Below are 22,310 nucleotides of genomic sequence, written 5' to 3' on the forward strand. Positions count from 1 at the left end.
CGCTCCTTTTAGCGCGCGGCAACAACCTTGCCCCGGCACTCGCCAAAACCGATGGAAGCATGGCCTTCACGGGCGCAGCGGGCACGCAGGATGATTTCGTCACCATCCTCCAGAAATTTACGCACTTCGCCTGAAGCCAGTTCTATCGGGTGTTTACCGCCCTCGGTGATTTCCAGCAGGCTGCCCAGTTGCGAACGGGCCGGGCCCGACAAGGTGCCCGAACCGAACAGGTCACCGGACTGCAACTGGCAGCCGTTGACGCTGTGGTGAGCCACCAGTTGGGCCGCGGTCCAGTACATGTTCAGGCTGTTGCTCAAGCCCAGACGATGGGCTGGCAGGTTCTGCTCACGCATCGCCTCGGTCAGCAGCAGCACTTCAAGTTCGATATCCAGCGCGCCATTGGCCTGATCCCTGGTATCGAGCAGGTAAGCCAGTGGCTGTGGATCACCCTCAGGACGGGCCGGTTGCGCGCGACGGAATGGTTCCAGCGCCTCGGCACTCACCACCCACGGCGAGATACTGGTGATAAAGCTTTTGGACAGAAACGGGCCCAGCGGCTGGTATTCCCAGGCCTGGATGTCCCGTGCCGACCAGTCATTGAGCAGGCAGAAGCCGGCAATGTGCTCTGCAGCTTCGCTGACCGGGATGGCATCGCCCATGTCATTGCCTTTGCCAACCCAGATGCCCAGTTCCAGTTCGTAGTCCAGGCGGGCGCACGGGCCAAAGGTTGGCTCGGTCTGCCCGGCAGGCAAGGTCTGGCCTTTAGGGCGCCGAACTTCGGCACCGGACGGGCGAATGGTCGAGGCGCGCCCGTGATAGCCAATCGGCACATACTTATAGTTGGGCAGCAGCGGGTTGTCCGGGCGGAACAGCTTGCCGACGTTTTTGGCGTGCTCAATGCCCACATAAAAGTCGGTGTAGTCGCCGATTTTGGCCGGCAGGTGCATCTGGCAATCAGCTGCCAGTGGCAGCAGGCGGGAACCCTGGGCTTCGATTTTGCCGCGCAGGGAACTGCCCTCCCCCAGCAGTTCCTGCAAACGCTCGCGCAGGGCAACCCGGGCGCCCCGATCCAGGGCAAAGTAGCTATTCAACGCCCCGCCCAACGAAGCCTCTACGGCTATCTTGGCCTGACCTTCAAACAGCCCCGCTGCCAGCCCGGCTTCCAGGTCGAAAATGGCATCGCCAATAGCCACCCCGCTACGTGGCGCCGAGCCATCAATGCTGAAAATGCCCATAGGCAGGTTTTGCAGGGGGAAGTCGCTGTGGCCGTTGGCGGAGGCGATCCAGCTGCGGGTCAAAGTGGACTGGGTCATGGGTTATCTCCGGTTCGGGGTGAAGGTCACGGGCAGCGTGGCCCAGCAAGCGTCGTAGTTCGATTGCAGCTGCGGGCACTCCAGGGCGAACCGGCTGGGGCGCAACACCTGGCTGGTTTCGAACATAAAGGCCATGGTGTTTTCGATCTTGCTGGGTTGCAGCTCGGCCGCAATGGCTTTGGTACAGGTTTCGCCGTCCGGCCCGTGGGCGCTCATGCAGCTGTGCAGCGATGCACCGCCGGGCAGGAAGCCTTCGGCCTTGGCATCGTAACTGCCCTGGATCAGGCCCATGAATTCGTTCATCAGGTTGCGGTGGAACCAGGGTGGCCGGAAAGTGTTTTCAGCCACCATCCAGCGCGGCGGGAAAATCACGAAATCGAGGTTGGCCAGTCCCGGTACGCTGGTAGGCGAAGTCAAAACAGTAAAAATCGATGGATCGGGATGATCGAAGCTGACAGTGCCGATGGTGTTGAAGCGGCGCAGATCGTATTTGTACGGCACGTTGTTGCCATGCCAGGCCACTACGTTGAGCGGCGAATGATCCAGCTCGCAGCCCCACAACTCACCAAGAAATTTTTGCACCAGTTGCGTAGGGAGCGCACCGTCTTCGTAGTGGGCGAGCGGAGTCAGAAAGTCGCGAGGGTTGGCCAGGCCATTACTGCCAATCGGCCCCAGATCAGGCAGGCGCAGCGGTGCACCATGGTTCTCGGCAACATAGCCGCGGGCCTGCGGGTCAAGCAACTCGACACGAAACTTGAGACCGCGAGGAATGACCGCGATCTCCAGAGGCTGCAGATCCAGACGCCCCAGTTCGGTACAAATGCGCAAACGCCCCGACTCGGGAACCAGCAACATTTCGCCGTCGGCATTGAAAAACACCCGCTGCATCGAAGTATTGGCGCAGTAATGGTAAATGCTGATGCCCGAGGGTTTATCCGACCCGCCATTGGCCACCATGCCCACCAGGCCGTCGATAAAGTCCGTAGCCTCGGCAGGAATCGGCAGCGGGTTCCAGCGCAAGCGATTCGGCGTCACCGGGCCCAACGGGCCACCAGCCAGTTGCCGCTCCAGTTTGACGAACGCCGGATGGTTGGCTGACGGCTGGATGCGGTACATCCACGTACGCCGCGCCTCGCTGCGCACCATGGTGAACGCAGTTCCGGAAAACAATTCGGCGTACAGACCGTAGGGGGCTTTTTGCGGGGAGTTCTGACCCACCGGCAGGGCGCCGGGCAATGCTTCGCTGCTGAATTCGTTGCCAAACCCGGACAGATAGCCAAGACCTGACAAAGGCGAATCGACGTTCATGGAGCCTCCAGCATGGAGAAGGCAGATGACTGCGCCCTGCGCTGAAGGCATTTGCGCGTCGCTGCGTTATTTTTATCGTAATTCAATTACGCATAACGTAATTTGATTGGTAACAAGCGTCAAGCTATAAAGACGCCCATTCGTCCCGAGATATAAACACTTCCATGGAAAAGCCCCGCAGCAGCAACGACAGCACCGGCAAGCAAAAAGTGCGTTCGGCCGAGGTCGGCACTGACATCCTCAAGGCGCTGGCCGAGCTCTCACCCTCCACATCGCTGTCGCGCCTGGCCGAACACGTGCAAATGCCCGCGAGCAAGGTGCATCGCTATTTACAGGCACTGATTGCCAGCGGGTTTGCCGAGCAAAATGTCGCCACCAATCATTACGGTTTGGGGCGCGAGGCGTTGCGTGTGGGACTGGCTGCGCTCAACAGCATGGATGTGCTCAAGGTCGCCAGCCTGCCCCTGGCCGAACTGCGCGACGACTTGAACGAAACCTGCTTTTTGGCGGTGTGGGGTAACCAGGGCGCGACCGTGGTGCATATCGAGCCGGCGGTGCGGGCGGTCACGGTGGTGACCCAGCTGGGCTCGGTATTGCCATTGCTGAGCTCATCCACGGGGCTGGTGTTCAACGCTTTTTTACCGGATCGCGAAACCGCCGACTTGCGCGAACTGGAGTTCAAGACTGATCAGGTCCATCCGCTGCAAACACCTGCAGCCTACGTCGCACTTTGCAGTCAAATCCGCCAGCGCGGCCTGCACTTCGTCCATGGCTTGCTGATGCCTGGCGTCGATGCCTTGTCGGCCCCGGTGTTCAATGCGACCGGTCAGGTGGCGGCCGTACTGACAGTGGTTGGTCCCACCTCCCTGTTCCACGCCGATGAAAACGGGCCCGCAGCCAAACGCTTGTTGGCCGCGAGCCAGGCCATCAGTTGGCGGATGGGTTATCAGCCAGCCTGACAGCTCATTGTTTTAGACCATCCACTCGTATTTGGCCTCATCGAGCAGGTCTTTCATCATCTGCTCGATGTCGGCCATGGACGGTTGATCCACTCGCAGGCTGTCATCGAATGTCCAGGACCGGGAAAACACCCCCGACTCCCAGTCATCATGGGCCTGCACAGCGCCCCACTCCAGCGTATCCACACCCAGGCCGAGCAGGCTCTGACTGTACGTCAGGGTCTGGTCAACGATGTTGTTCACCGTATTGAGATAGATGCTTCTGCAATCCAGGCCCTGGGGCTGGAGTCGCTCGTCAAGAAACGAGCGCACGCGCTCGATCACTTCTGCGCTGGGTTTGAGGCTGAAGCTGTTGATCGGCGATGCGGGTTTTTCATTACGGGTCATGGTGAACCTCCTGTCAGTGCTCCAGGCCCATCCGGCGTCGTGCACGGTTCAAGTCGACCTGGAGAGTCCGTGTGAAGGCTCATTCAACACCGGGACGACAGCAGGTGTGCGGCACATAGTTACCGCACAAGGACTGTTGCCGTAGCTGTAATACAGATTGTCCCAAACCGGGCTTACTCCGCTGCTGGCCAGCCCTTAAGCTTGCCGGACTTCGCAACACGGACACGCATCGAGTCGCATCGACTCTGCTCTCCCCGATTTACCCTGACGTTGATTTGTAGCTCCTTGATGAACGTCTTCCTTGGCCGCTGTTTTACAGCGGCCTTTTTTATGCTGCCCAAAAAATTCTGTGGGAGCGGGCTTGCTCGCGATGGCATCGACACGGTTTTTCAGTCAGACCGAGTTGAGTCAATCGCGAGCAAGCCCGTTCCCACGGGGTATGTGGCGGGTTTAAGAACTAGAACACCATCGCCAGCAACGGCGCGGCAAACAGGTTAAGGATGCCGGTCAGCACCATCACCAAGCCTGCTACCGAGCCTTCCTCACTGCCCACTTCGCGGGCACGGCTGACCCCTGCGCCATGAGCGCCGATACCAAACAGGGCGCCCCGGGCCAGACTGCTGCGCAGCGGCAACCACTTGAGCAAAATACCGCCCAGCAACGCGCCAAACACACCGGTGAACATTACAAACACCGCCGTGAGCTCAGGTACGCCACCCAGATCCTGTGCCAGCGGCATGGCAAACGGTGTGGTGATGGAGCGCGGCACCAGCGACATGGTCAATGAGGTGTCCAGCGCCAGCGCCCGGGCCAGCCAGAATGAACTGCCAATGGATGCCGCGCTGCCCGCCAGCATCCCCAGCAGCAACGCCACCCAGTGACGGGCCAGCAACTTGCGTTGCTGCCAGATCGGTACGGCAAAGGCCACCGTTACCGGCCCCAGAACCAGCATCAGCCAATGGGTATTGCTTGAGTATTCAGCATAGGCAGTGTGCAACGGCACGGCCACGGCTAGCAGCAAGGCCGGGACCAGGATCAGCGGAGACAGCAGGTATCGCCCGGTACGCCGGTACAGCCAGCGGCTGAAGGCGTAGGTCAACAGCGTGAACAGCAGCCAGAACATGGGCATCAGTTCAAACTTCATGACGCATCCTCCAGCGGCACACCGCTTCCACCGTAAACGCCGTCACCACCATCACCAGCAAGGTACTCACGCCAATGACCAACAGGATGCGCCAACCTTCATCACGCACGATTACACCGTAATCAAGCAGGCTCATGAGTGCAGGGATGAAAAACAACAGCATTTCGGCCATCAACACACCGGCCCCCAATTGCAGGGTCGCCGGTCTGACCCAGCCCAGGGCAAACGCCAGCAACAGCAGCGCCATGCCCACCACCCCGCCCGGGATCGGCAAGTGCCCCCAGGTTGCCAGCTGGCAGCCCAGAAAATACAGCGCCAACAAAACGGCCAGTTCACTGACCAACCGACCCAGGCGTTTTACATCGAAGCGTTTCATGTTGTTTCCATTTCAGACAGGTTTCCAGTTTAAAGAGCCTGCTAACATCCCGGAAACGAATTGTCAGACTTGTAGCCATTCCAAAATGGAATCACGCCAATGGAATTCAAACACCTGCGCACCTTTGTCGAAGTCGCCCGCCAGGGCGGTTTTACCCCCGCCTCCCACAGCTTGCATATCAGCCAGTCAGCGGTGAGCAAACAAGTGGCGCAGCTCGAGCACAGCCTCGGTACACCGCTGTTCGACCGCCTGGGTTCTCAGGTGCGGCTGACGGCAGCGGGCAATGTGGTGTTGCAGCGGGCCGAAGGCATGCTGCGCTTGCATCGGGAGTTGTTGAGCGAGCTGGACGACTTGAGCCAGATGACCCGGGGGGAACTGCGGGTGGGCCTGCCGCTGCTGGGCAGCAACACCCTGTTTGCCGGGCTGTTTGCCGAATACCGTCGACGCTACCCGAATATCCGGGTGCAGTTGCTCGAAGAAGGCAGCTTGAATATCGAACAGGCCGTTTTGAGCGGCGAACTGGAGCTGGGCGGCAGCCTGACCCCGAATAATCCCGCGTTTGCTTATCAGCCGTTTTGTGACGAGCCGCTGGATGTTCTGCTCCCGGCCGATCATCCGCTGGCCGAGGGGCCTGGCGTAAGACTTGAGCAATTGGCTGATACGCCCTTTTTGCTCTACCAGCGCAGCTTTGTGCTCAACGACCGGGTGCTCAAAGCCTGCCAGCAGTCAGGCTTTACCCCCAACGAAGGCGGGCGCAGTGGCCAGGCGGATTTTCTGGTGGCATTGGTGGCTGCAGGCCAGGGCGTAGTGTTGCTGCCCAGTGTGGTCGCCCGTGGGCTGGTGCGCCCCGGGGTGGTGCGGCTCAAACTGCTCGCACCGGATGACTTGCGCTGGGATATCGCGTTTATCTGGCGTGATGGCGCGTATCTGTCACGGGCAGCCCAGGCCTGGCTTGAGCTGCTGCGTGAACGCCCGGTTACGGCTTCAGTGTTTTGATCAGTTCTGCAATCCACGGCTCGGAGTCTTCCTCCGGAGTCACCGTGACGCTGGAGTCCAAACGCAGCATCGGCAGCACTTCACGCACGCCAAGCTCGGCAAACAGTTCGCGCATTTGTTCACCACCGCCACAAAACGTGTCACCGTAACTTTCATCACCCAGAGCAATCACTGCCCCAGGCAGCCCGCGCCAGGCGCCTGGCAACTGGTCACGGATGGCGCTGTACAGCGGCACGAGATTGTCCGGCAGCTCGCCCATGCCCGTGGTCGAGGTCACCGCCAGCAGCGCTTCGGGAGCAAACGCCTGGAGATCTGCCAAAGTGGCGCGGGTATTGAGCAAAACCTCAAAACCGGCATCGGTCAGCAGTTGTTTCGCATTGCGGGCGACTTCTTCAGCGGTGCCATACACCGAGCCGGAAAGGATGGCGACTTTCATCAATCTGATCCTGTAGCTGACTAAAAGCCTGGGATATTAACAGGTCTGGCAGCGATGCCTTACCATGCGCCCATCTGTATGCCTCTCTGGAGAACCACTCAATGATCAACGCCCGTTTATTACAACGCATGGTGGACGCGTCGCAGGACGGCATTGTCGTGGCCGAACAAGAAGGTGAAGACAACATCCTGATTTATGCAAACAACGCCTTTGAAACCCTCACCGGCTACAGCCGCGACGACATCCTCTATCAGGACTGCCGCTTCTTGCAGGCTGGCGACCGTGACCAGCAGGGCCTGCAATTGATCCGCGAGGCGATTGCCAGCGGTCAGCCCACCCGCCAGATCCTGCGCAACTATCGCAAGGACGGCACGCACTTCTGGAATGAACTGTCGATCACGCCGGTGTTTAACGAAAACGACAAGCTGACATACTTTATTGGCGTGCAAAAAGACGTCACCTTGCAGGTAAAGGCCCAGCAGCGGGTCGCCCAGCTCGAAGCCCGACTGGCCTCGGCTCAGGCTGAACTGCAGGCGCTCAAAGCGACGAGCGGATTAAACAAAACGTAGAAATTACGGTCTGATAGTCGCTGTGACGATTTTTCAGACACCTTTTCGAGCTTTATCCATGTCGCACGATGCCCTTTTGACTCAGGACGAACTGGATTTCATCCAAACGATGCACCAAAACCCGCTGTTGAATAAACGGGATGCTTCGTCGAGCCTGATGGTCAACGGGATGTCGCAAATCCGCGATTTGCTGACACGCCTTGCCGCCCATGAACAGGTCACCATCCAGGCACAAATTGCCATTCAGCAAATGAGTTTTCCGCTGCGCCTGGTTGAAGACGAATTCCATGCCCAGCATCTGCAACTCGGCGCCCCGAGCATCTTCGAAGACGGGCCAAAGGCGCGCCCCTGGCGCCTGTCACTGGCCGAGCCGGTGCCGCTGGAAAATATCCGCGGCAAGGCAGGTCATCTGTGGGTAACCGAACTGTCATTCAAAGGCGTGCTGATTGAAATGCGTCACGACAGCCAGCCGCCACGCCAGTTTGCACAGTGGTTCAGCCCCGATGGATATGAGCGGATCAACCTGCGCGGCACCCTGGAGCGCAAAACGGAAACGGGCCTTTATGCCTACCGCCTAAGCCAGAGCGACAAGGGCGAAACCGAGCATCTGCGCCAGTACATCCTGCAACAACACCGCCTGGCGCACCCGGGCCTGCACGTCTGATCAACCCCCCGGCGTTGCCTTGAGTTCAGCATCCAGACGTTGATTGATCAGGCGTGACACACTCCCCAGGCAAGCGATGGATGAGTTCGCCAAAGCCTCCTGAACCACATCCGAGGCCTCACCTGCCAACGACACCGAGCAATTCAGGGTCTGTGCCAGGCGTGTCAGCCTGCGCTGGTGGACCGTGTTCAATGCATGGTTGGCAAACAGCACAACGGCCCGGGGCTCCAGCTTCTGGCAAACCAGTGACAACTCTTCCAATGGCTGACCTATGGCCACAACCCTGACCACGCGGTCATTACGAGTCAGCAGCAAGCCCGCCACCAGCAACTCCAGCTCGCGGCACAACTCAGGCATCGCCACCACCAGCACGCACGGGCGGGCAACAGCGGCCTGCAATTGAAGGCGATGCTGTACCCGACCGCGCAAGAAGCCGTCCAGCAGCAGCCATTCACTGGTACGGCCAAAAGTATCCCGGGTCCCAAGCAGTTGCTGCCACAGCGGCAGGAAAATCCCCTGAAACACAACGTCAATCGGGTAGCTGGAGAAAATCTGCCCGTAAAGACGCTCCAATTCGGGTTCGTTAAAGTCCGTGAGGGCGCTGCCAATACGGGTTTGCCAGTCGCGGTACTCACTGCTGGCGGGTGCCGGGACATCGACGGAACTGTTGCTTGCTAGCAATTGCGCGACTTTGCTGACAGAAACCCCACGCTCAAGCCAGCCCATGACCTGACGAATCGTTCCAATATCGCTCACGGAATACAGACGATGCCCACTTTCGGTGCGTTTTGGTTCGATCAACCCATAGCGGCGCTCCCAGGCACGCAGGGTTACCGGGTTGATTCCCGTCAGCCTGGCCACTTCCCGGATCGGATACAGACCCTGGCAATCATCAGCCTGGGCAATGGGCTCGAGTTCAGTAATCACAGGCATCGGCAGGGCAACAATCAGAAAGGGTGACTGGATTCTACCCGTCAATCCAGACCCTGTGGGAGCGGGCTTGCTCGCGGTGCAGGCCACGCGGTCTGTCAGGTGAGCGCGGTGATGCCCGCTCCCACAAACGGCGCTGTGTGTATTCAGGAACAATCCTTGCTTGTTTTTACGGACATGGCCCACCACCCCGGCGCCGTGTTTTGTGATTGCCCTACCCGGGCAGCATCAGCCTCATGGAGATACACAATGTCTACCTCCCCTGTCACATTGATGGTTGCGCGCCGTGTCGCCAAAGGCCGCTACCAGGAACTGATCGCCTGGCTGCACGAAGGCGAACAGCTGGCCACGGACTTTGCCGGCTACCTGGGCTCGGGCGTTCTGGCGCCGCCACCGGGCGACGACGAATTTCAAATCATCTTCCGCTTTGCCGACGAATCCACCTTGCATGCCTGGGAGCACTCCGTCTCGCGCAAGGCCTGGTTGCTGCGTGGCAGCGACCTGTTCGCCAACCCTTCCGAGCACCGGGTCAGCGGCATCGACGGCTGGTTCGGCAATACCGGGCAAAGACCGCCCCGCTGGAAGCAGGCAGTCGCCATCTGGCTGGCGTTCTTCCCGGTCTCACTCCTGTTCAACTTTGTATGCGCCCCCTTGCTCGGCGAGTTAGCCCTGTTGCCACGGGTACTGGTCAGTACCCTGGCCCTGACGCCGCTGATGGTTTACCTGTTTATTCCACTCTCTACCCACTTGCTGGCAGGTTGGCTGCACAGCACCCCAGGCAAACCCCTGCGCAGCGCTATCGCGACACCGCGCCACTAATCTCGGGCTTGGCCGTCAGGTCGCGGACACTGGTATAGTTTTGCCAATGCGCCGCGACTGTTTCCGGCTTTTGTGCACCGAGTACGTCATGCCCACTTCTACCGCACCGATTCTGATCACTGGCGCAGGCCAGCGCGTTGGCCTGCATTGTGCGCAGCAGCTGCTGGCCGACGGCTATCCGGTGATTTTCACCTATCGCAGTGAAAAACCCGGCGTGCAAATTCTCCGCGACCTGGGTGCCATTGCGCTGTTTGCCGACTTTTCGACCGAAGCCGGCATTCTCGATTTTATCGAACGGCTGAAAATACACACCGACAGCTTGCGGGCGATTGTCCACAACGCCTCGGCCTGGCTGGAAGAAACCCCACAGACAGAAACCAGCGCCTTTTTGCACATGTTCAGCGTGCATATGCTCGCGCCATATCTGATCAACCTGCATTGCAGCGAGCTGCTCAAACGCTCGAACCCTGCAGATATTGTGCATATCAGCGATGATGTAACACGCAAGGGCAGCAGCAAGCATATGGCCTATTGCGCAACCAAAGCCGGGCTCGACAGCCTGACCCTGTCATTCGCGGCTAAACTGGCGCCACAGATCAAAGTCAACGGTATCGCCCCGGCCTTGCTGATGTTCAACCCCGACGACGATGCGGCGTACCGCACCAAAGCGCTGGCCAAATCCGTGCTGGGCATCGAGCCCGGCGCCGAGGTGATTTACCGCAGCCTGCGCTATCTGCTGGACAACCCGTATGTGACCGGCACCACCCTGACCGTCAACGGCGGCCGGCATTTAAAATAATGCCGCCCCGCGAGGAAGTACTTAGATGAGCGCATCACTGCCTGAGCATTACCGCGAGATTCTTATTGGTTTAGGCGAAGACCCTGAGCGCGAAGGCCTGCTCGACACCCCCAAACGCGCCGCCAAAGCCATGCAATACCTGTGTCATGGCTACGAGCAGAGCGTGGAGAAAATCGTCAACGGCGCCCTCTTCGCCTCTGACAGTGACGAAATGGTGATCGTGGCCAATATCGAGCTGTACTCATTGTGCGAGCATCACCTGCTGCCCTTTATCGGCAAGGCCCATGTGGCCTATATACCGACGGGCAAGGTACTGGGGCTGTCGAAAATCGCCCGCATTGTCGACATGTTTGCCCGGCGCCTGCAGATCCAGGAAAACCTCACCCGGGAAATCGCGGACGCCATCGAAAGCGTCACCCAGGCTGCCGGTGTGGCCGTGGTGATCGAAGCCCAGCATATGTGCATGATGATGCGCGGCGTAGAAAAACAGAATTCGACCATGAACACCTCGGTCATGCTCGGCGCCTTCCGCGAACCGAGCACCCGCATGGAGTTCTTGCAACTGATTGGACGGAGCAAGTCGTAATGCCACAACTTCAGCCAGGAATGGCCCGTATTCGCGTCAAGGACTTGTGCCTGCGTACCTATATCGGCATCAATGAGGAAGAAATCCTCAACAAGCAGGATGTGTTGATCAACCTCACCATCCTCTACGCGGCGCAGGAGGCGGTGCGCGATAACGATATCGACCACGCGCTCAATTACCGCACCATCACCAAGGCCGTGATCCAGCATGTCGAAGAGAACCGCTTCGCCCTGCTTGAGCGCCTGACCCAGGAGTTGCTGGATCTGGTGATGGCCAACGACGCGGTACTGTATGCCGAAGTCGAAGTCGACAAACCGCACGCGCTGCGCTTTGCCGAATCGGTGTCGATTACACTGGCGGCGAGCCGTCAGTCTGCAACCTCATAACCCCGGTGAACCCCATGACACCTCAAGAACAGCTTGAACTGGAGGCAGCCGCCTTTCGCCGCCTTGTCGCGCACCTGGACAGCCGCAAGGACGTGCAAAACATAGACCTGATGAACCTCTCGGGTTTTTGCCGCAATTGCCTGTCCAAGTGGTACAAGGCCGCAGCAGACGAGCGCCAGATCGCCATCAGCCTCGATGACGCACGCGAAGTGGTCTACGGCATGCCGTATGCCGAGTGGAAAGCCCAGTACCAGAAAGAAGCCAGCGCCGAACAGACGGCGGCGTTCACCCAAGGAAAAAAGCATGACTGATTTGAACACCCTGCGCGCCAGCCTCAACAGCGGCGAGCACGTTTTTGCCGATACCCTGGCGTTTATTGGCGCGCACTACGATTACCAGCCTCAGAGCTTCATCAACGGCGGTGTGGAAAACGCTGCAGGGCAAAATGAAGGTTCGTGCAAGACCCTGGGCCTGGCCCTGCTGGAAGGTTTGAGCGACCAGGAAACCCTGCTGGCTTTCGGCGAACACTACCGCTCGGTACTGGCCACGCCTGAAGGCACAGACCACAGCAACATTCGCGCACTGATTGCCCACGGCCTGGCCGGGGTCAAGTTCGAAGCCCAGCCGCTTACGCGCAAGGCTTAATACTGCAACTCATCGTGGGAGCGGGCTTGCTCGCGATGCAGGCGCCGATTTTTTTTAGTTACACCGCTGCGATCCCATCGCGAGCAAGCCCGCTCCCACAGGGCAGACACAAAAAAACCGGCCAAGGCCGGTTTTTTTGTTGAGGCAGGCTATCAGAACTGGGCGTTCTGCAGGCCGTCCAGGTAGCGCTCGGTGTCCAGCGCTGCCATGCAACCGGCGCCAGCCGAGGTGATGGCCTGACGATAAACGTGGTCCGCCACGTCGCCCGCAGCAAACACGCCTTCAACGCTGGTCGCAGTAGCGTTGCCTTCACGGCCGCCCTGCACAACCATGTAGCCGTCTTTAAGCTCAAGCTGGCCTTCGAACAACGAAGTGTTCGGTGTGTGGCCGATGGCGATAAATACGCCATCGACTTTCAGCTCGTCAAAGCTGCCGTCGTTGTTCTTCAGGCGGGCACCGGTCACACCCATGTTGTCGCCCAGCACTTCGTCCAGGGTCGCATTCAGCTTGAGTTCGATCTTGCCTTCAGCAACACGGGCGTGCAGCTTGTCGATCAGGATCTTCTCGGCGCGGAAGGTTTCGCGACGGTGAACCAGGGTTACTTTGCTGGCGATATTGGCCAGGTACAGGGCCTCTTCAACCGCGGTGTTACCACCACCCACTACAGCAACAGGCTTGTTGCGGTAGAAGAAACCGTCACAGGTCGCACAGGCAGAAACGCCTTTGCCCATGAATGCCTCTTCCGACGGCAAGCCCAGATAACGGGCGCTGGCGCCGGTAGCGATGATCAGTGCGTCGCAGGTGAACGTACCGCTGTCACCCTTGAGGGTGAACGGACGGTTTTTCAGGTCCACTTCATTGATGTGGTCGAAAATGATTTCCGTCTCGAAACGCTCGGCATGCTCACGCATGCGTTCCATCAAGGCCGGGCCGGTCAGGCCGTGAACATCACCGGGCCAGTTGTCGACTTCGGTGGTGGTGGTCAGTTGACCGCCAGCCTGCATGCCCGTGATCAGCAGTGGTTTGAGGTTGGCGCGGGCCGCATAGACAGCGGCGCTGTAACCGGCAGGGCCGGAACCCAGAATAATCACACGCGAATGACGTACTTCAGACATGACTCACTCCTATGACCGCCCGCATTGAAACCGGGTCGGAACGCCGCTTTACCGGCTGGAATAAAAAGAAACCGTAAACCTGCCCAGGCTATGCCTGCAACGCGCAGATCCTGAAAAATATGGGTGAAGCATATAGAGGCCGCAGAGAGTAAGGAAATACGCATTAACAATCCAGCTCATAGCAGGTCTCTATGTAGTCGAAGTCGATTTTAGACGGCTTTGTTACAGTTATTGTCGATACTGCGACAAGGCTTTCGTCCTGCGGACAAAGCCGCTAAGGTCGCCCGGTTTTCCACTGTTCGGAGCACGCTATGCCCGCCCCTGTTCTCTCTGGCCCGCAGTACCTGCGTGAGGGCCTTAAGTTGATCCTCAGCCCAGGCTTGCGCCTGTTCGTGCTGCTGCCGTTACTGATCAATCTGGTGCTGTTCGTCGGATTGATTTATTTCGCCGGGCATCAGTTCAGCCTCTGGGTCGATACCTTGATGCCGACCCTGCCCAACTGGCTCGGTTTCCTCAACTACGTGTTGTGGCCACTGTTCGTGGTGCTGGTGGCGTTGATGGTGTTTTTCACCTTCACCATGCTGGCCAACATCATCGCCGCGCCATTTAACGGTTTTCTCTCGGAGAAGGTCGAAGCCGTGGTGCGCGGGGTCGATAATTCGCCACCTTTCAGCTGGGGCGAACTGGCCGCCATGGTGCCGCGCACCCTGGCCCGTGAAATGCGCAAGCTGGGCTACTTTCTGCCGCGGGCCATTGCCCTGCTGATCCTCTCGTTTATTCCGGTGCTCAACCTGATCGCGGCACCGCTGTGGCTGCTGTTCGGGATCTGGATGATGGCCATCCAGTACATCGACTACCCGGCCGACAACCACAAGCTGGGCTGGAACGAGATGCTCGCCTGGCTGCGCGAAAAACGCTGGCAGAGCATGAGTTTTGGCGGCATCGTCTATCTGGTGCTGCTGATCCCGGTGGTCAATATCCTGATGATGCCCGCAGCCGTTGCCGGTGCAACCCTGTTCTGGGTGCGCGAGCGTGGCGATGAAGCGCTGGCAGCCGCCAACCGCAGCCGCTGACTTCATCATTCCATCATCACCGTGACACATTGACGTCATGACCCCAACGCACACTGGGGTCATGACCACAGCCCTTCATATCGCACTTGTTACCGAAACCTTCGCCCCTGAAATCAATGGCGTGGCCAATACCCTTGGCCACCTGTGCGATGGCTTGCGCGCCCGCAACCACCGCGTGCAACTGATACGCCCACGCCAGAGCGCCGATGGCAATCAGCGCAGCAGCGACGACCTGATGCTCTGCCGCGGTTGGCCGCTGCCCGGTTATCCCGGCCTGCAATGGGGCCTGACCTCCACCCATCGCCTGACCAGGCGCTGGTGCCAGCACCCCCCTGACGTGGTTTATATCGCCACAGAGGGGCCCCTGGGGCTGTGCGCACTCAGGGTTGCCCGACGCCTCGGCATTACCGCGGTCACCGGCTTTCATACCAATTTTCAGCAGTACTTGCGCCAGCATGGCCTGACCCTGTTTACCCGGGCGCTGACTCACTACCTGCGCGGGTTTCACAACCGCTCGGCAATGACCCTGGTGCCCAGTGCCAGCCAACGCGTAGAACTTGAGCGCAGGCATTTTGAACGCCTGGAGCTGCTGCCCCGTGGCGTCGATAGCCAGCTGTTCAGCCCGGCAAAACGTCAGAATGCCTTGCGCCAGAGTTGGGGGCTCAGAGAAAACGATATTGCCCTGTTGTATGTAGGACGCTTGGCACCGGAAAAAAATCTGGACGCACTCAAGCGCTGTTTCGATGAACTACAAGCCCGTTATCCCGCACGCCGCTTCAAATTGATCGTGGTGGGCAACGGCTCAAAACGTGCCTCACTGGAAGCCTCGTTGCCTGAGGCCATTTTTTGCGGGCAGCAGTCTGGCGAAGCGCTAGCGTGCCATTACGCATCCGGTGACGTGTTTTTGTTTCCCAGCCTGAGCGAAACCTTCGGCAACGTGGTGCTCGAAGCCCAGGCTTCAGGCCTGGGAGTGGTGGCCTATGACGAGGCTGCTGCCGGCTTGCATATTCGTCATGGCTACAACGGCGTACTGGCCATGCCGGGGGATGAATACGCCTGGATCGAAGCCGCCTGCTGGCTGCTTGATGACCCGGAAACCTTGCGCACCCTGCGCCTCAATGCCCGCTGCCATGCCAGTCGGCAAAGCTGGACGGGGATTGTCGAGCAGTTCGAAAACCAGTTGCAGCAGGCTCGCCAGGGCCGCGAATACGCAGCCCCGGTGCCGGTTCCGATGACCGTAAAAAAGCCTTAGGCCAGGGACTTCTCAATGGCCTGAATGACCGTGGCATCGTCTGGGGCGGTACGCGGTGAGAAACGCGCCAATACCCGGCCATCCTTGCCAACCAGAAACTTCTCGAAGTTCCAGGTAATTTCCCCTTCAAATTCGGCGCCCTCGCCTGCCAGCAACCGATAAAGCTGATGGCGGTCAGGCCCGTTGACCTCAAGCTTGCTGCTCAGAGGGAAAGTGACGCCGTAGTTGAGGCTGCAAAATGCCTGGATATCCTGCTCGCTCCCCGGTTCCTGCCCGGCGAACTGATTGCATGGCACGCCTAGAACGCTGAAGCCCTTGCCCTTGAATTGCTGGTAGAGGTTTTCCAGGGCTGCGTACTGAGGGGTCAAACCGCACTTGGAGGCGACATTCACTACCAGCACCACTTTGCCTTTAAAAGTCTCCAGCGGCAGCGGCTTGCCATCCAGCGCGTCCAGGGTAAGTTCGTGAAATGCACTCATGACGGACTCCAAAAATTCCCGTATCCACATTCAAACAATCGTTCAGCCTGCCGATTGCCCTCATAATCCAGGATGCAAAAAGGCGCCCGTAGGCGCCTTTCCTGGCTAGCTCTCATGTGAGCGTAGCAGCACTTGTCAGTGCTGATGACCGCCTTCACCGTGTACGTGGCCGTGAGCGATTTCTTCTTCGCTCGCGTCACGGATGGCCACAACCTTGACCTTGAAGTTCAGACGCTGACCAGCCAGTGGGTGGTTACCGTCTACAGTCACGTCGTCGCCGTCCAGGTCACGGATGGTCACGATCTGCATTTGGCCGTCCGGCGCCGAAGCGTGGAACTGCATGCCAACTTCCAGTTGGTCAACGCCTTCGAACATGCTGCTGCTCAAGGTGCTGACCAGTTCGGCGGAGTACTCGCCGTACGCGTCTTCCGGCTCAACGGTAACGTCCAGCTCGTCACCGACGGCCTTGCCAACCAGAGCCTTTTCCAGACCCGGGATGATGTTGCCAGCGCCTTGCAGGTAAACCAGCGGCGCGCCGCCGGCGGAGCTGTCGATGACCTCACCAGCGTCGTTGGTCAGGGTATAGTCGATGGAGACAGCCTTGTTAGCGGCGATCGTCATGGGGCGAGACCTTTTGCAAAAAATAATGAGTTCGCAAGTTTAACCAAGCAATCGCCCGAAAGCGAACACAACCAAGACCAACGGATAATTTTGAAAACTTCAACGATCATTGGCTGGCGTCAGGATGAGGAGCAGCACTGGGTTGCCGTGCTCTCCTGTGGCCACACACAGCACCAGCGCCATCAACCGCCCTGGCAATCCCGGCCGTGGGTGCTTGATCCCGGGCAACGCCAGGCCAAAATAGGCCAGCCCTTTGCCTGTGGCTGGTGTGCTCAAGAGGCGGATAGCGCTAATCTTGGCAATTGATTCAGGCACAAGCCCCGTTTGAAGGGTGTTGCCCTTGCACTGCCACGTCAGGAAGCTCGCATGCAAACTTTCTTTATCGCGCCCACCGATTTTGGTGTGGGTCTGACATCCATTAGCCTGGGCCTGGTTCGCACTCTTGAGCGCGCCGGGCTTAAAGTCGGGTTTTTCAAGCCCATTGCCCAGCCGCACCCGGGGGATTTGGGGCCGGAGCGCTCCACTGAACTGGTGGCCCGCACCCACGGCCTCAAGCCGCCTACCCCGCTGGGCCTGGCCCATGTCGAGCGCATGCTGGGTGACGGCCAGCTCGATGAGTTGCTCGAAGAAATCATCAACCTCTATCAACAAGCGGCCATCGGCAAGGACGTGCTGATTGTCGAAGGCATGGTGCCCACCCGCACGGCCAGCTACGCGGCACGGGTCAACCTGCACCTGGCCAAGAGCCTGGATGCTGAAGTGATCCTGGTCTCGGCCCCGGAAAACGAAGTGCTGACCGAGCTGTCGGGTCGGGTGGAGTTGCAGGCCCAGCTGTTTGGCGGGCCAAAAGACCCGAAAGTGCTGGGCGTGATCCTCAACAAGGTGCGCACCGACGAAAGCATGGACGCTTTTGCGGCACGCCTCAAAGAGCATTCGCCGCTGCTGCGCAGTGGTGACTTCAAGTTACTGGGCTGCATTCCCTTTCAGCCCGAGCTGAATGCTCCACGCACCCGCGATGTGGCCGAATTGCTGGGAGCCCAGGTGCTCAATGCCGGGGACTATGAAACCCGTCGCATGTCGAAAATCATCCTCTGCGCACGCACGGTGCTCAACACCCTGCAACTGCTCAAACCGGGCGTGCTGGTGGTCACCCCGGGAGATCGCGACGACATTATCCTGGCCGTGAGCCTCGCTGCCATGAACGGCGTCCCGCTGGCCGGCCTGCTGCTGACCAGCGACACCCAGCCCGACCCACGCCTGATGGAACTCTGCCGTGGCGCCCTGCAGGCCGGGCTGCCGGTGCTGTCGGTGAGTACCGGCTCGTACGACACCGCCAACCGTCTCAACGGCCTGAACAAGGAAATTCCCATCGATGACCGCGAGCGCGCGGAAATCATCACTGATTTCGTCGCCAGCCACCTCGATGCCCACTGGCTGCACCAGCGCTGCGGTACACCCCGCGAAATGCGCCTCACCCCTGCAGTTTTTCGCTATCAGTTGATCCAGCGTGCCCAGCAGGCCAACAAGCGCATTGTCCTGCCCGAAGGCAGCGAACCCCTGACCGTACAGGCTGCGGCCATTTGCCAGGCACGCGGTATCGCCCGTTGTGTATTGCTGGCCAAGCCCGAAGAAGTCCAGGCAGTGGCCAAGGCCCACGGTTTTGAACTGCCCGAAGGACTGGAGATTCTTGACCCGGACCTGATCCGCGGCCGGTACGTCGAACCGATGGTGGCCCTGCGCAAAACCAAAAGCCTCAACGCGCCGATGGCCGAGCAGCAACTGGAAGACCCGGTAGTGATTGGCACCATGATGCTGGCTCTGGATGAGGTCGACGGTCTGGTATCCGGGGTGATTCATTCCACCGCCAACACCATCCGCCCTGCCCTGCAACTGATCAAAACCGCGCCGGGCTGTACGCTGGTGTCATCCGTGTTCTTCATGTTGTTCCCCGAGCAGGTGCTGGTGTATGGCGACTGCGTCATGAACCCGCACCCGAGCGCCACTGAACTGGCTGAGATCGCCCTGCAAAGTGCCGACTCTGCCGCTGCCTTCGGCATCACGCCACGGGTAGCCATGATCAGCTATTCCAGCGGCGAATCGGCCAGTGGTGAAGAAGTCGAAAAAGTCCGCGAAGCCACCCTTCTGGCGCACGAAGCGCAACATGCGCTGCTGATCGACGGCCCGTTGCAATACGACGCAGCAGCCAACGAAGTGGTGGCCAGGCAACTGGCGCCCAACAGCCAGGTGGCGGGCCGGGCTACGGTATTTGTGTTCCCCGACCTCAATACCGGCAACACCACGCACAAAGCCGTACAGCGCAGCGCCGACTGCGTCAGCCTGGGGCCGATGCTGCAGGGCCTGCGCAAACCGGTAAACGATCTGCCTCGCGGCGCACAAGTGGACGATATCGTCTACACCATCGCCCTTACGGCGATTCAAGCCGCCAACCGACCTATGGATGTGTAAATGCTGGACTTTCTGCCTGCGCCGATACGCGGCGTCATCGCTTCACTGCTGCTGGCGATCAACACCATCCTGTGTTGCACGCCGTTGTTTATCGTCGCGATTTTCAAGCTGTGCCTGCCGTTCCCGGCGGCGCAACGGCTGACCGACGAATTGATGCGCCGGATCCACGAAGCCTGGGTCGGCAACAACAACCGCTGGATGGACCTGATACGCAAGACCCGCTGGCATATCAAAGGCCTTGAAGGGCTGGACTATGAGCACTCGTATCTGGTGACCAGCAACCACCAGAGCTGGGTTGACATCATGGTGCTTCAATATGTGCTTAACAAACGCATCCGTCCGCTGAAGTTCTTCCTTAAACAGGAACTGATCTGGGTTCCGGTGATTGGCCTGGCGTGGTGGGCACTGGGCTTTCCGTTTATGAAACGCTATTCGAAGGCGTACCTGGCCAGGCACCCGGAAAAGAAAGGCGCTGACCTGGCAACTACGCGCAAGACCTGCGCCAAATTCAAGAACCAGTCGGTGGGCATCTTCAACTTCGTCGAAGGCACGCGCTTCACCGAAGCCAAGCATGCGCAACAGAACTCGCCGTTTCGCTACCTGCTCAAGCCCAAGGCCGGCGGTATCGCCTTCGTCCTGGACGCGATGGGCGAACAGCTGAAATCAATCGTCAACGTGACCATCCACTACCCGGGCGGGCGTCCGGGGTACTGGGACTTGTTGTGCGGCAATGTGAAGGACGTAGTCGTGGTGTTTGAAGAGCTGCAAATACCCGATGAATTCCTGGGCAAGAACTACGACCAGGACCCGGAGTACCGCCTGGCGTTCCAGGGCTGGATCAACCAGCTCTGGGAAGAGAAGGACCGCTTGCTGGAGCAGTTGCATCGGGACTATCCGGCACAGTGAAGAAGATCAAAAGCCCCTCACCCTAACCCTCTCCCAAAGGGAGAGGGGACTAAAGGCAAAAGCAGACCTGTACAACACCACAAATCAGCTCCCTCTCCCTCGGGAGAGGGCTGGGGGAAAATACAGCGCCCAACAAAAAGCCCGCCACCGATCACTCGGTGGCGGGCTTTTTAGTGCGGCTTAAATTGCGCCGCGTTGACGCAACAGGTCCAGCACCTGCTTGACGCTTTCTTCCAGTGACAGCGTTTGCGTGTCGACCACCAGGTCGGCATTCAACGGCACGTCATACGGGAAGGACTCACCCGGAATATTGTCGCCACCCGCCGCATACAAACCTTGCGGGTCTCGCTCGGCGCATACGGCCGGGGATGCCTGCACATACACGGTAAGCAGACGGTCGCTGCCGATCAGCGCCTTAGCCTGTTCACGGCCTTCGGCATCTGGTGCCACGAACGCGGCCAATGTCAGCAAGCCCGCTTCGTTAAACTGACGCGCCACGTGAGCGGCACGACGCCAGTTTTCCGTACGACCGGCACGATCCTGTGGCAGCCCCTTGTTCAGGTCATGGCGCAGGTTCTGACCATCGAGTACAAACACCGCACGGCCCATGTCGAACAGCTTGCGCTCAACTGCATAGGCCAGGGTGCTCTTGCCGGCGCCGGACAGGCCGCTGAACAGCACTGTGGCTGGCTGCTGGCCAAAGCGCTGGGCACGCTCTTCAACCGCCACATGCGCCAATTTGCCATGATGGGTCGCGGTGCCATGACTCAACGGCTGCGCAACGATCATCCCGGCACCGACAGTGCCATTGGTCAAACGGTCGATGATGATAAACGAACCGGTGGTGCGGTTGCTGGCGTAGCCGTCCAGGGCGATCGGTGCGTCGAGGCTGATCTTGACCTTGCCGATCTCGTTCAGTTGCAAGGCGCTGGCCGGGCCCTCTTCCAGGGTGTTCACATCGACCTTGTTGATGATGCTGGCAATCGAACCCGGTACATAGCTGGTGGCGCGCTTGATGTCGTACTTCTTGCCCGGCAGCATCGGCTCTTCAGCCATCCACACCAGCATGGCTTCGAAGTTGTCAGTCACCAGCGGCACATTGTCGGCATGCACCAACAGGTCGCCACGGGAGATGTCGATCTCGTCTTCCATGGTCAGCGTAACTGCCTGGCCCGGGCCTGCGTGTTCCAGCTCACCTTCAAAGGTGACGATGGATTTGACCCGGCTGCTCTTGCCCGACGGCAATACGACGATTTCATCGCCCTTGTGCACGATGCCGCTGGCCAGGGTACCGGCAAAACCACGGAAGTTCAGGTTCGGACGGTTCACGTACTGCACCGGGAAGCGCAGGTCGGTGAGGTTGCGGTCGGCCGCCACTTCCACGGTTTCGAGGATTTCCATCAGCGACTGGCCGGTGTACCACGGCGAGCGCTCGGACTTGTTCACCACGTTGTCGCCTTTAAGGGCGGACATCGGCACAAAGTGCAGGCTGGTAGGCTTCATCTTCAAGCCTTCGGCGAACTTCAGGTAGTCGGCCTTGATCGACTCGAACACACCCTCGTCGAAACCCTTGAGGTCCATCTTGTTGATGGCCACGACGATATGCTTGATGCCCAGCAACGAAGCAATAAAGCTGTGGCGACGGGTCTGGGTCTGCACGCCGTAACGGGCATCCACCAGAATGATCGCCAGGTCACAGGTCGATGCACCGGTGGCCATGTTGCGGGTGTACTGCTCATGGCCAGGGGTGTCGGCAATGATGAATTTGCGCTTGGCGGTGGAGAAATAACGATAAGCCACGTCGATGGTAATACCCTGCTCGCGCTCAGCTTGCAGGCCGTCTACCAGCAGCGCCAGGTCGATATCGTCGCCTGTGGTACCGCTTTTTTTCGAGTCGCGGGTAATGGCTTCCAGATGGTCTTCGTAGATCATCTTGGAGTCGTGCAGCAAGCGCCCGATCAGGGTGCTCTTGCCGTCGTCGACGTTGCCACAGGTCAGGAAACGCAGCATTTCTTTGCGTTCGTGCTGGCCCAGGTAGGCGAGGATGTCCTCGCTGATCAAATCAGATACGTGCGACATGA

The 22,310-nt window shown here is 59.3% G+C and carries 25 protein-coding genes and 1 pseudogene; 15 read left to right on the forward strand and 11 right to left on the reverse strand.

Features of this window, described 5'->3' with window-relative positions; all coding sequences use genetic code 11:
• Positions 1–8 precede the first annotated feature (8 nt).
• The gene (gene fahA / locus GHO03_RS00600) at positions 9–1,313 is read right to left on the reverse strand and encodes a fumarylacetoacetase (RefSeq protein WP_130871992.1); all 1,305 of its coding nucleotides are present in this window, start codon (positions 1,311–1,313) and stop codon (positions 9–11) included.
• Between the two features lie 3 nt (positions 1,314–1,316).
• Positions 1,317–2,621: a homogentisate 1,2-dioxygenase gene (hmgA, locus tag GHO03_RS00605; protein WP_095018226.1), complete on the reverse strand. Its 1,305-nt coding sequence runs from the start codon at positions 2,619–2,621 to the stop codon at positions 1,317–1,319.
• A gap of 164 nt (positions 2,622–2,785) precedes the next feature.
• Here hmgA and GHO03_RS00610 point away from each other — a divergent pair, with 164 nt between their 5' ends.
• The gene (locus GHO03_RS00610) at positions 2,786–3,580 is read left to right on the forward strand and encodes an IclR family transcriptional regulator (RefSeq protein ID WP_095001178.1); all 795 of its coding nucleotides are present in this window, start codon (positions 2,786–2,788) and stop codon (positions 3,578–3,580) included.
• Positions 3,581–3,592: 12 nt separating this feature from the next.
• On the opposite strand, the gene GHO03_RS00615 is transcribed toward GHO03_RS00610, so the two are convergent.
• The 3 genes from GHO03_RS00615 to GHO03_RS00625 all read right to left on the reverse strand — a co-directional run bounded on the left by GHO03_RS00615 (position 3,593) and on the right by GHO03_RS00625 (position 5,487).
• Positions 3,593–3,967 (reverse strand): hypothetical protein, encoded by a 375-nt coding sequence (locus GHO03_RS00615; protein WP_095001177.1) that lies wholly within the window; start codon positions 3,965–3,967, stop codon positions 3,593–3,595.
• A 457-nt stretch (positions 3,968–4,424) separates the two neighbouring features.
• The gene (locus GHO03_RS00620) at positions 4,425–5,111 is read right to left on the reverse strand and encodes an LrgB family protein (RefSeq protein WP_095001175.1); all 687 of its coding nucleotides are present in this window, start codon (positions 5,109–5,111) and stop codon (positions 4,425–4,427) included.
• The gene (locus GHO03_RS00625) at positions 5,101–5,487 is read right to left on the reverse strand and encodes a CidA/LrgA family protein (protein ID WP_095001174.1); all 387 of its coding nucleotides are present in this window, start codon (positions 5,485–5,487) and stop codon (positions 5,101–5,103) included. The genes GHO03_RS00620 and GHO03_RS00625 overlap by 11 nt, the downstream gene beginning before the upstream one ends.
• A gap of 99 nt (positions 5,488–5,586) precedes the next feature.
• Between GHO03_RS00625 and GHO03_RS00630 the strand changes: the two genes are divergently transcribed.
• On the forward strand, positions 5,587–6,483 hold the full coding sequence (locus GHO03_RS00630; RefSeq protein WP_095001173.1) for a LysR family transcriptional regulator: 897 nt from the start codon (positions 5,587–5,589) through the stop codon (positions 6,481–6,483).
• Here the strand turns inward: GHO03_RS00630 and GHO03_RS00635 are convergent.
• Positions 6,464–6,919, reverse strand: coding sequence for a flavodoxin (locus GHO03_RS00635; RefSeq protein ID WP_095001172.1), 456 nt, complete (start codon positions 6,917–6,919; stop codon positions 6,464–6,466). The two genes, GHO03_RS00630 and GHO03_RS00635, sit on opposite strands and share 20 nt — an antisense overlap.
• Before the next feature lie 101 nt (positions 6,920–7,020).
• On the opposite strand from GHO03_RS00635, the gene GHO03_RS00640 reads away from it, so the two are divergent.
• Together GHO03_RS00640 and GHO03_RS00645 are read left to right on the forward strand one after the other, a co-directional pair.
• Positions 7,021–7,488 (forward strand): PAS domain-containing protein, encoded by a 468-nt coding sequence (locus GHO03_RS00640; protein WP_153398824.1) that lies wholly within the window; start codon positions 7,021–7,023, stop codon positions 7,486–7,488.
• Positions 7,489–7,546: 58 nt separating this feature from the next.
• Complete coding sequence (locus GHO03_RS00645; protein ID WP_153398827.1) at positions 7,547–8,152, forward strand: hypothetical protein; 606 nt, start codon at positions 7,547–7,549, stop codon at positions 8,150–8,152.
• Here GHO03_RS00645 and GHO03_RS00650 read toward each other — a convergent pair whose 3' ends face one another.
• Positions 8,153–9,085, reverse strand: coding sequence for a MerR family transcriptional regulator (locus GHO03_RS00650; protein ID WP_095018231.1), 933 nt, complete (start codon positions 9,083–9,085; stop codon positions 8,153–8,155).
• 246 nt (positions 9,086–9,331) lie between these two features.
• Between GHO03_RS00650 and GHO03_RS00655 the strand changes: the two genes are divergently transcribed.
• The 6 genes from GHO03_RS00655 (at position 9,332) to GHO03_RS00680 (ending at position 12,317) form a co-directional block, all read left to right on the forward strand.
• On the forward strand, positions 9,332–9,901 hold the full coding sequence (locus tag GHO03_RS00655; protein ID WP_095001168.1) for an antibiotic biosynthesis monooxygenase: 570 nt from the start codon (positions 9,332–9,334) through the stop codon (positions 9,899–9,901).
• Between the two features lie 88 nt (positions 9,902–9,989).
• Positions 9,990–10,700 carry a dihydromonapterin reductase gene (gene folM, locus GHO03_RS00660; RefSeq protein WP_095038771.1) on the forward strand — a complete coding sequence of 237 codons (711 nt, stop codon included), beginning with the start codon at positions 9,990–9,992 and terminating at the stop codon, positions 10,698–10,700.
• 25 nt (positions 10,701–10,725) lie between these two features.
• Positions 10,726–11,286, forward strand: a complete 561-nt coding sequence (folE, locus tag GHO03_RS00665) for a GTP cyclohydrolase I FolE (RefSeq protein ID WP_095001166.1) — start codon at positions 10,726–10,728, stop codon at positions 11,284–11,286.
• Positions 11,286–11,672, forward strand: a complete 387-nt coding sequence (gene folX / locus GHO03_RS00670; RefSeq protein WP_095026602.1) for a dihydroneopterin triphosphate 2'-epimerase — start codon at positions 11,286–11,288, stop codon at positions 11,670–11,672. Before folE ends, folX begins: the two co-directional genes overlap by 1 nt.
• A 14-nt stretch (positions 11,673–11,686) precedes the next feature.
• Positions 11,687–11,983 carry a DUF1244 domain-containing protein gene (locus GHO03_RS00675; protein WP_095018232.1) on the forward strand — a complete coding sequence of 99 codons (297 nt, stop codon included), beginning with the start codon at positions 11,687–11,689 and terminating at the stop codon, positions 11,981–11,983.
• The gene (locus GHO03_RS00680; protein WP_095018233.1) at positions 11,976–12,317 is read left to right on the forward strand and encodes a HopJ type III effector protein; all 342 of its coding nucleotides are present in this window, start codon (positions 11,976–11,978) and stop codon (positions 12,315–12,317) included. Before GHO03_RS00675 ends, GHO03_RS00680 begins: the two co-directional genes overlap by 8 nt.
• A gap of 152 nt (positions 12,318–12,469) precedes the next feature.
• On the opposite strand, the gene trxB is transcribed toward GHO03_RS00680, so the two are convergent.
• Positions 12,470–13,432 (reverse strand): thioredoxin-disulfide reductase, encoded by a 963-nt coding sequence (trxB, locus tag GHO03_RS00685; RefSeq protein ID WP_016781820.1) that lies wholly within the window; start codon positions 13,430–13,432, stop codon positions 12,470–12,472.
• A 311-nt stretch (positions 13,433–13,743) separates the two neighbouring features.
• Here trxB and cysZ point away from each other — a divergent pair, with 311 nt between their 5' ends.
• Together cysZ and GHO03_RS00695 are read left to right on the forward strand one after the other, a co-directional pair.
• Positions 13,744–14,505, forward strand: coding sequence for a sulfate transporter CysZ (gene cysZ, locus GHO03_RS00690; RefSeq protein WP_095001162.1), 762 nt, complete (start codon positions 13,744–13,746; stop codon positions 14,503–14,505).
• A gap of 61 nt (positions 14,506–14,566) precedes the next feature.
• Positions 14,567–15,757, forward strand: a complete 1,191-nt coding sequence (locus tag GHO03_RS00695; RefSeq protein WP_232527634.1) for a glycosyltransferase family 1 protein — start codon at positions 14,567–14,569, stop codon at positions 15,755–15,757.
• On the opposite strand, the gene GHO03_RS00700 is transcribed toward GHO03_RS00695, so the two are convergent.
• Both GHO03_RS00700 and GHO03_RS00705 read right to left on the reverse strand, forming a co-directional pair.
• The gene (locus GHO03_RS00700) at positions 15,754–16,236 is read right to left on the reverse strand and encodes a glutathione peroxidase (RefSeq protein ID WP_095001160.1); all 483 of its coding nucleotides are present in this window, start codon (positions 16,234–16,236) and stop codon (positions 15,754–15,756) included. The genes GHO03_RS00695 and GHO03_RS00700 overlap by 4 nt on opposite strands.
• Before the next feature lie 135 nt (positions 16,237–16,371).
• The gene (locus GHO03_RS00705) at positions 16,372–16,857 is read right to left on the reverse strand and encodes a peptidylprolyl isomerase (RefSeq protein ID WP_095001159.1); all 486 of its coding nucleotides are present in this window, start codon (positions 16,855–16,857) and stop codon (positions 16,372–16,374) included.
• On the opposite strand from GHO03_RS00705, the pseudogene GHO03_RS00710 reads away from it, so the two are divergent.
• From GHO03_RS00710 to GHO03_RS00720, 3 genes and pseudogenes are all read left to right on the forward strand, one after another.
• A pseudogene (locus GHO03_RS00710) lies at positions 16,856–17,163 on the forward strand (DUF3565 domain-containing protein). The gene GHO03_RS00705 and the pseudogene GHO03_RS00710 sit on opposite strands and share 2 nt — an antisense overlap.
• 60 nt (positions 17,164–17,223) lie before the next feature.
• Positions 17,224–19,323 (forward strand): phosphate acetyltransferase, encoded by a 2,100-nt coding sequence (pta, locus tag GHO03_RS00715; protein ID WP_133144311.1) that lies wholly within the window; start codon positions 17,224–17,226, stop codon positions 19,321–19,323.
• Entirely contained in the window at positions 19,324–20,229 is a 906-nt protein-coding gene (locus GHO03_RS00720) for an acyltransferase (RefSeq protein WP_095018235.1), read from the forward strand. It begins immediately after the preceding gene.
• 180 nt (positions 20,230–20,409) lie between these two features.
• Here GHO03_RS00720 and cysN read toward each other — a convergent pair whose 3' ends face one another.
• Complete coding sequence (cysN, locus tag GHO03_RS00725; RefSeq protein WP_153398830.1) at positions 20,410–22,308, reverse strand: sulfate adenylyltransferase subunit CysN; 1,899 nt, start codon at positions 22,306–22,308, stop codon at positions 20,410–20,412.
• Positions 22,309–22,310: the final 2 nt, after the last annotated feature.

Origin of the sequence: Pseudomonas sp. FSL R10-1339 (genome assembly GCF_009600545.1) — a bacterium.
GTDB lineage: Bacteria > Pseudomonadota > Gammaproteobacteria > Pseudomonadales > Pseudomonadaceae > Aquipseudomonas > Aquipseudomonas bubulae.

What these genes read in the sequence shown, in the direction of transcription:
- folX (WP_095026602.1), top strand. Translation starts at nt 11,286, where the DNA reads ATGCCACAACTTCAGCCAGGAATGGCCCGTATTCGCGTCAAGGACTTG.
- GHO03_RS00700 (WP_095001160.1), bottom strand. Translation starts at nt 16,236, where the DNA reads ATGAGTGCATTTCACGAACTTACCCTGGACGCGCTGGATGGCAAGCCG.
- GHO03_RS00645 (WP_153398827.1), top strand. Translation starts at nt 7,547, where the DNA reads ATGTCGCACGATGCCCTTTTGACTCAGGACGAACTGGATTTCATCCAA.
- GHO03_RS00675 (WP_095018232.1), top strand. Translation starts at nt 11,687, where the DNA reads ATGACACCTCAAGAACAGCTTGAACTGGAGGCAGCCGCCTTTCGCCGC.
- trxB (WP_016781820.1), bottom strand. Translation starts at nt 13,432, where the DNA reads ATGTCTGAAGTACGTCATTCGCGTGTGATTATTCTGGGTTCCGGCCCT.
- GHO03_RS00680 (WP_095018233.1), top strand. Translation starts at nt 11,976, where the DNA reads ATGACTGATTTGAACACCCTGCGCGCCAGCCTCAACAGCGGCGAGCAC.
- cysN (WP_153398830.1), bottom strand. Translation starts at nt 22,308, where the DNA reads ATGTCGCACGTATCTGATTTGATCAGCGAGGACATCCTCGCCTACCTG.
- GHO03_RS00635 (WP_095001172.1), bottom strand. Translation starts at nt 6,919, where the DNA reads ATGAAAGTCGCCATCCTTTCCGGCTCGGTGTATGGCACCGCTGAAGAA.
- cysZ (WP_095001162.1), top strand. Translation starts at nt 13,744, where the DNA reads ATGCCCGCCCCTGTTCTCTCTGGCCCGCAGTACCTGCGTGAGGGCCTT.
- GHO03_RS00705 (WP_095001159.1), bottom strand. Translation starts at nt 16,857, where the DNA reads ATGACGATCGCCGCTAACAAGGCTGTCTCCATCGACTATACCCTGACC.
- folE (WP_095001166.1), top strand. Translation starts at nt 10,726, where the DNA reads ATGAGCGCATCACTGCCTGAGCATTACCGCGAGATTCTTATTGGTTTA.
- GHO03_RS00720 (WP_095018235.1), top strand. Translation starts at nt 19,324, where the DNA reads ATGCTGGACTTTCTGCCTGCGCCGATACGCGGCGTCATCGCTTCACTG.
- GHO03_RS00615 (WP_095001177.1), bottom strand. Translation starts at nt 3,967, where the DNA reads ATGACCCGTAATGAAAAACCCGCATCGCCGATCAACAGCTTCAGCCTC.
- GHO03_RS00625 (WP_095001174.1), bottom strand. Translation starts at nt 5,487, where the DNA reads ATGAAACGCTTCGATGTAAAACGCCTGGGTCGGTTGGTCAGTGAACTG.
- GHO03_RS00630 (WP_095001173.1), top strand. Translation starts at nt 5,587, where the DNA reads ATGGAATTCAAACACCTGCGCACCTTTGTCGAAGTCGCCCGCCAGGGC.
- hmgA (WP_095018226.1), bottom strand. Translation starts at nt 2,621, where the DNA reads ATGAACGTCGATTCGCCTTTGTCAGGTCTTGGCTATCTGTCCGGGTTT.
- GHO03_RS00695 (WP_232527634.1), top strand. Translation starts at nt 14,567, where the DNA reads ATGACCACAGCCCTTCATATCGCACTTGTTACCGAAACCTTCGCCCCT.
- pta (WP_133144311.1), top strand. Translation starts at nt 17,224, where the DNA reads ATGCAAACTTTCTTTATCGCGCCCACCGATTTTGGTGTGGGTCTGACA.
- fahA (WP_130871992.1), bottom strand. Translation starts at nt 1,313, where the DNA reads ATGACCCAGTCCACTTTGACCCGCAGCTGGATCGCCTCCGCCAACGGC.
- GHO03_RS00640 (WP_153398824.1), top strand. Translation starts at nt 7,021, where the DNA reads ATGATCAACGCCCGTTTATTACAACGCATGGTGGACGCGTCGCAGGAC.
- GHO03_RS00650 (WP_095018231.1), bottom strand. Translation starts at nt 9,085, where the DNA reads ATGCCTGTGATTACTGAACTCGAGCCCATTGCCCAGGCTGATGATTGC.
- GHO03_RS00620 (WP_095001175.1), bottom strand. Translation starts at nt 5,111, where the DNA reads ATGAAGTTTGAACTGATGCCCATGTTCTGGCTGCTGTTCACGCTGTTG.
- folM (WP_095038771.1), top strand. Translation starts at nt 9,990, where the DNA reads ATGCCCACTTCTACCGCACCGATTCTGATCACTGGCGCAGGCCAGCGC.
- GHO03_RS00610 (WP_095001178.1), top strand. Translation starts at nt 2,786, where the DNA reads ATGGAAAAGCCCCGCAGCAGCAACGACAGCACCGGCAAGCAAAAAGTG.
- GHO03_RS00655 (WP_095001168.1), top strand. Translation starts at nt 9,332, where the DNA reads ATGTCTACCTCCCCTGTCACATTGATGGTTGCGCGCCGTGTCGCCAAA.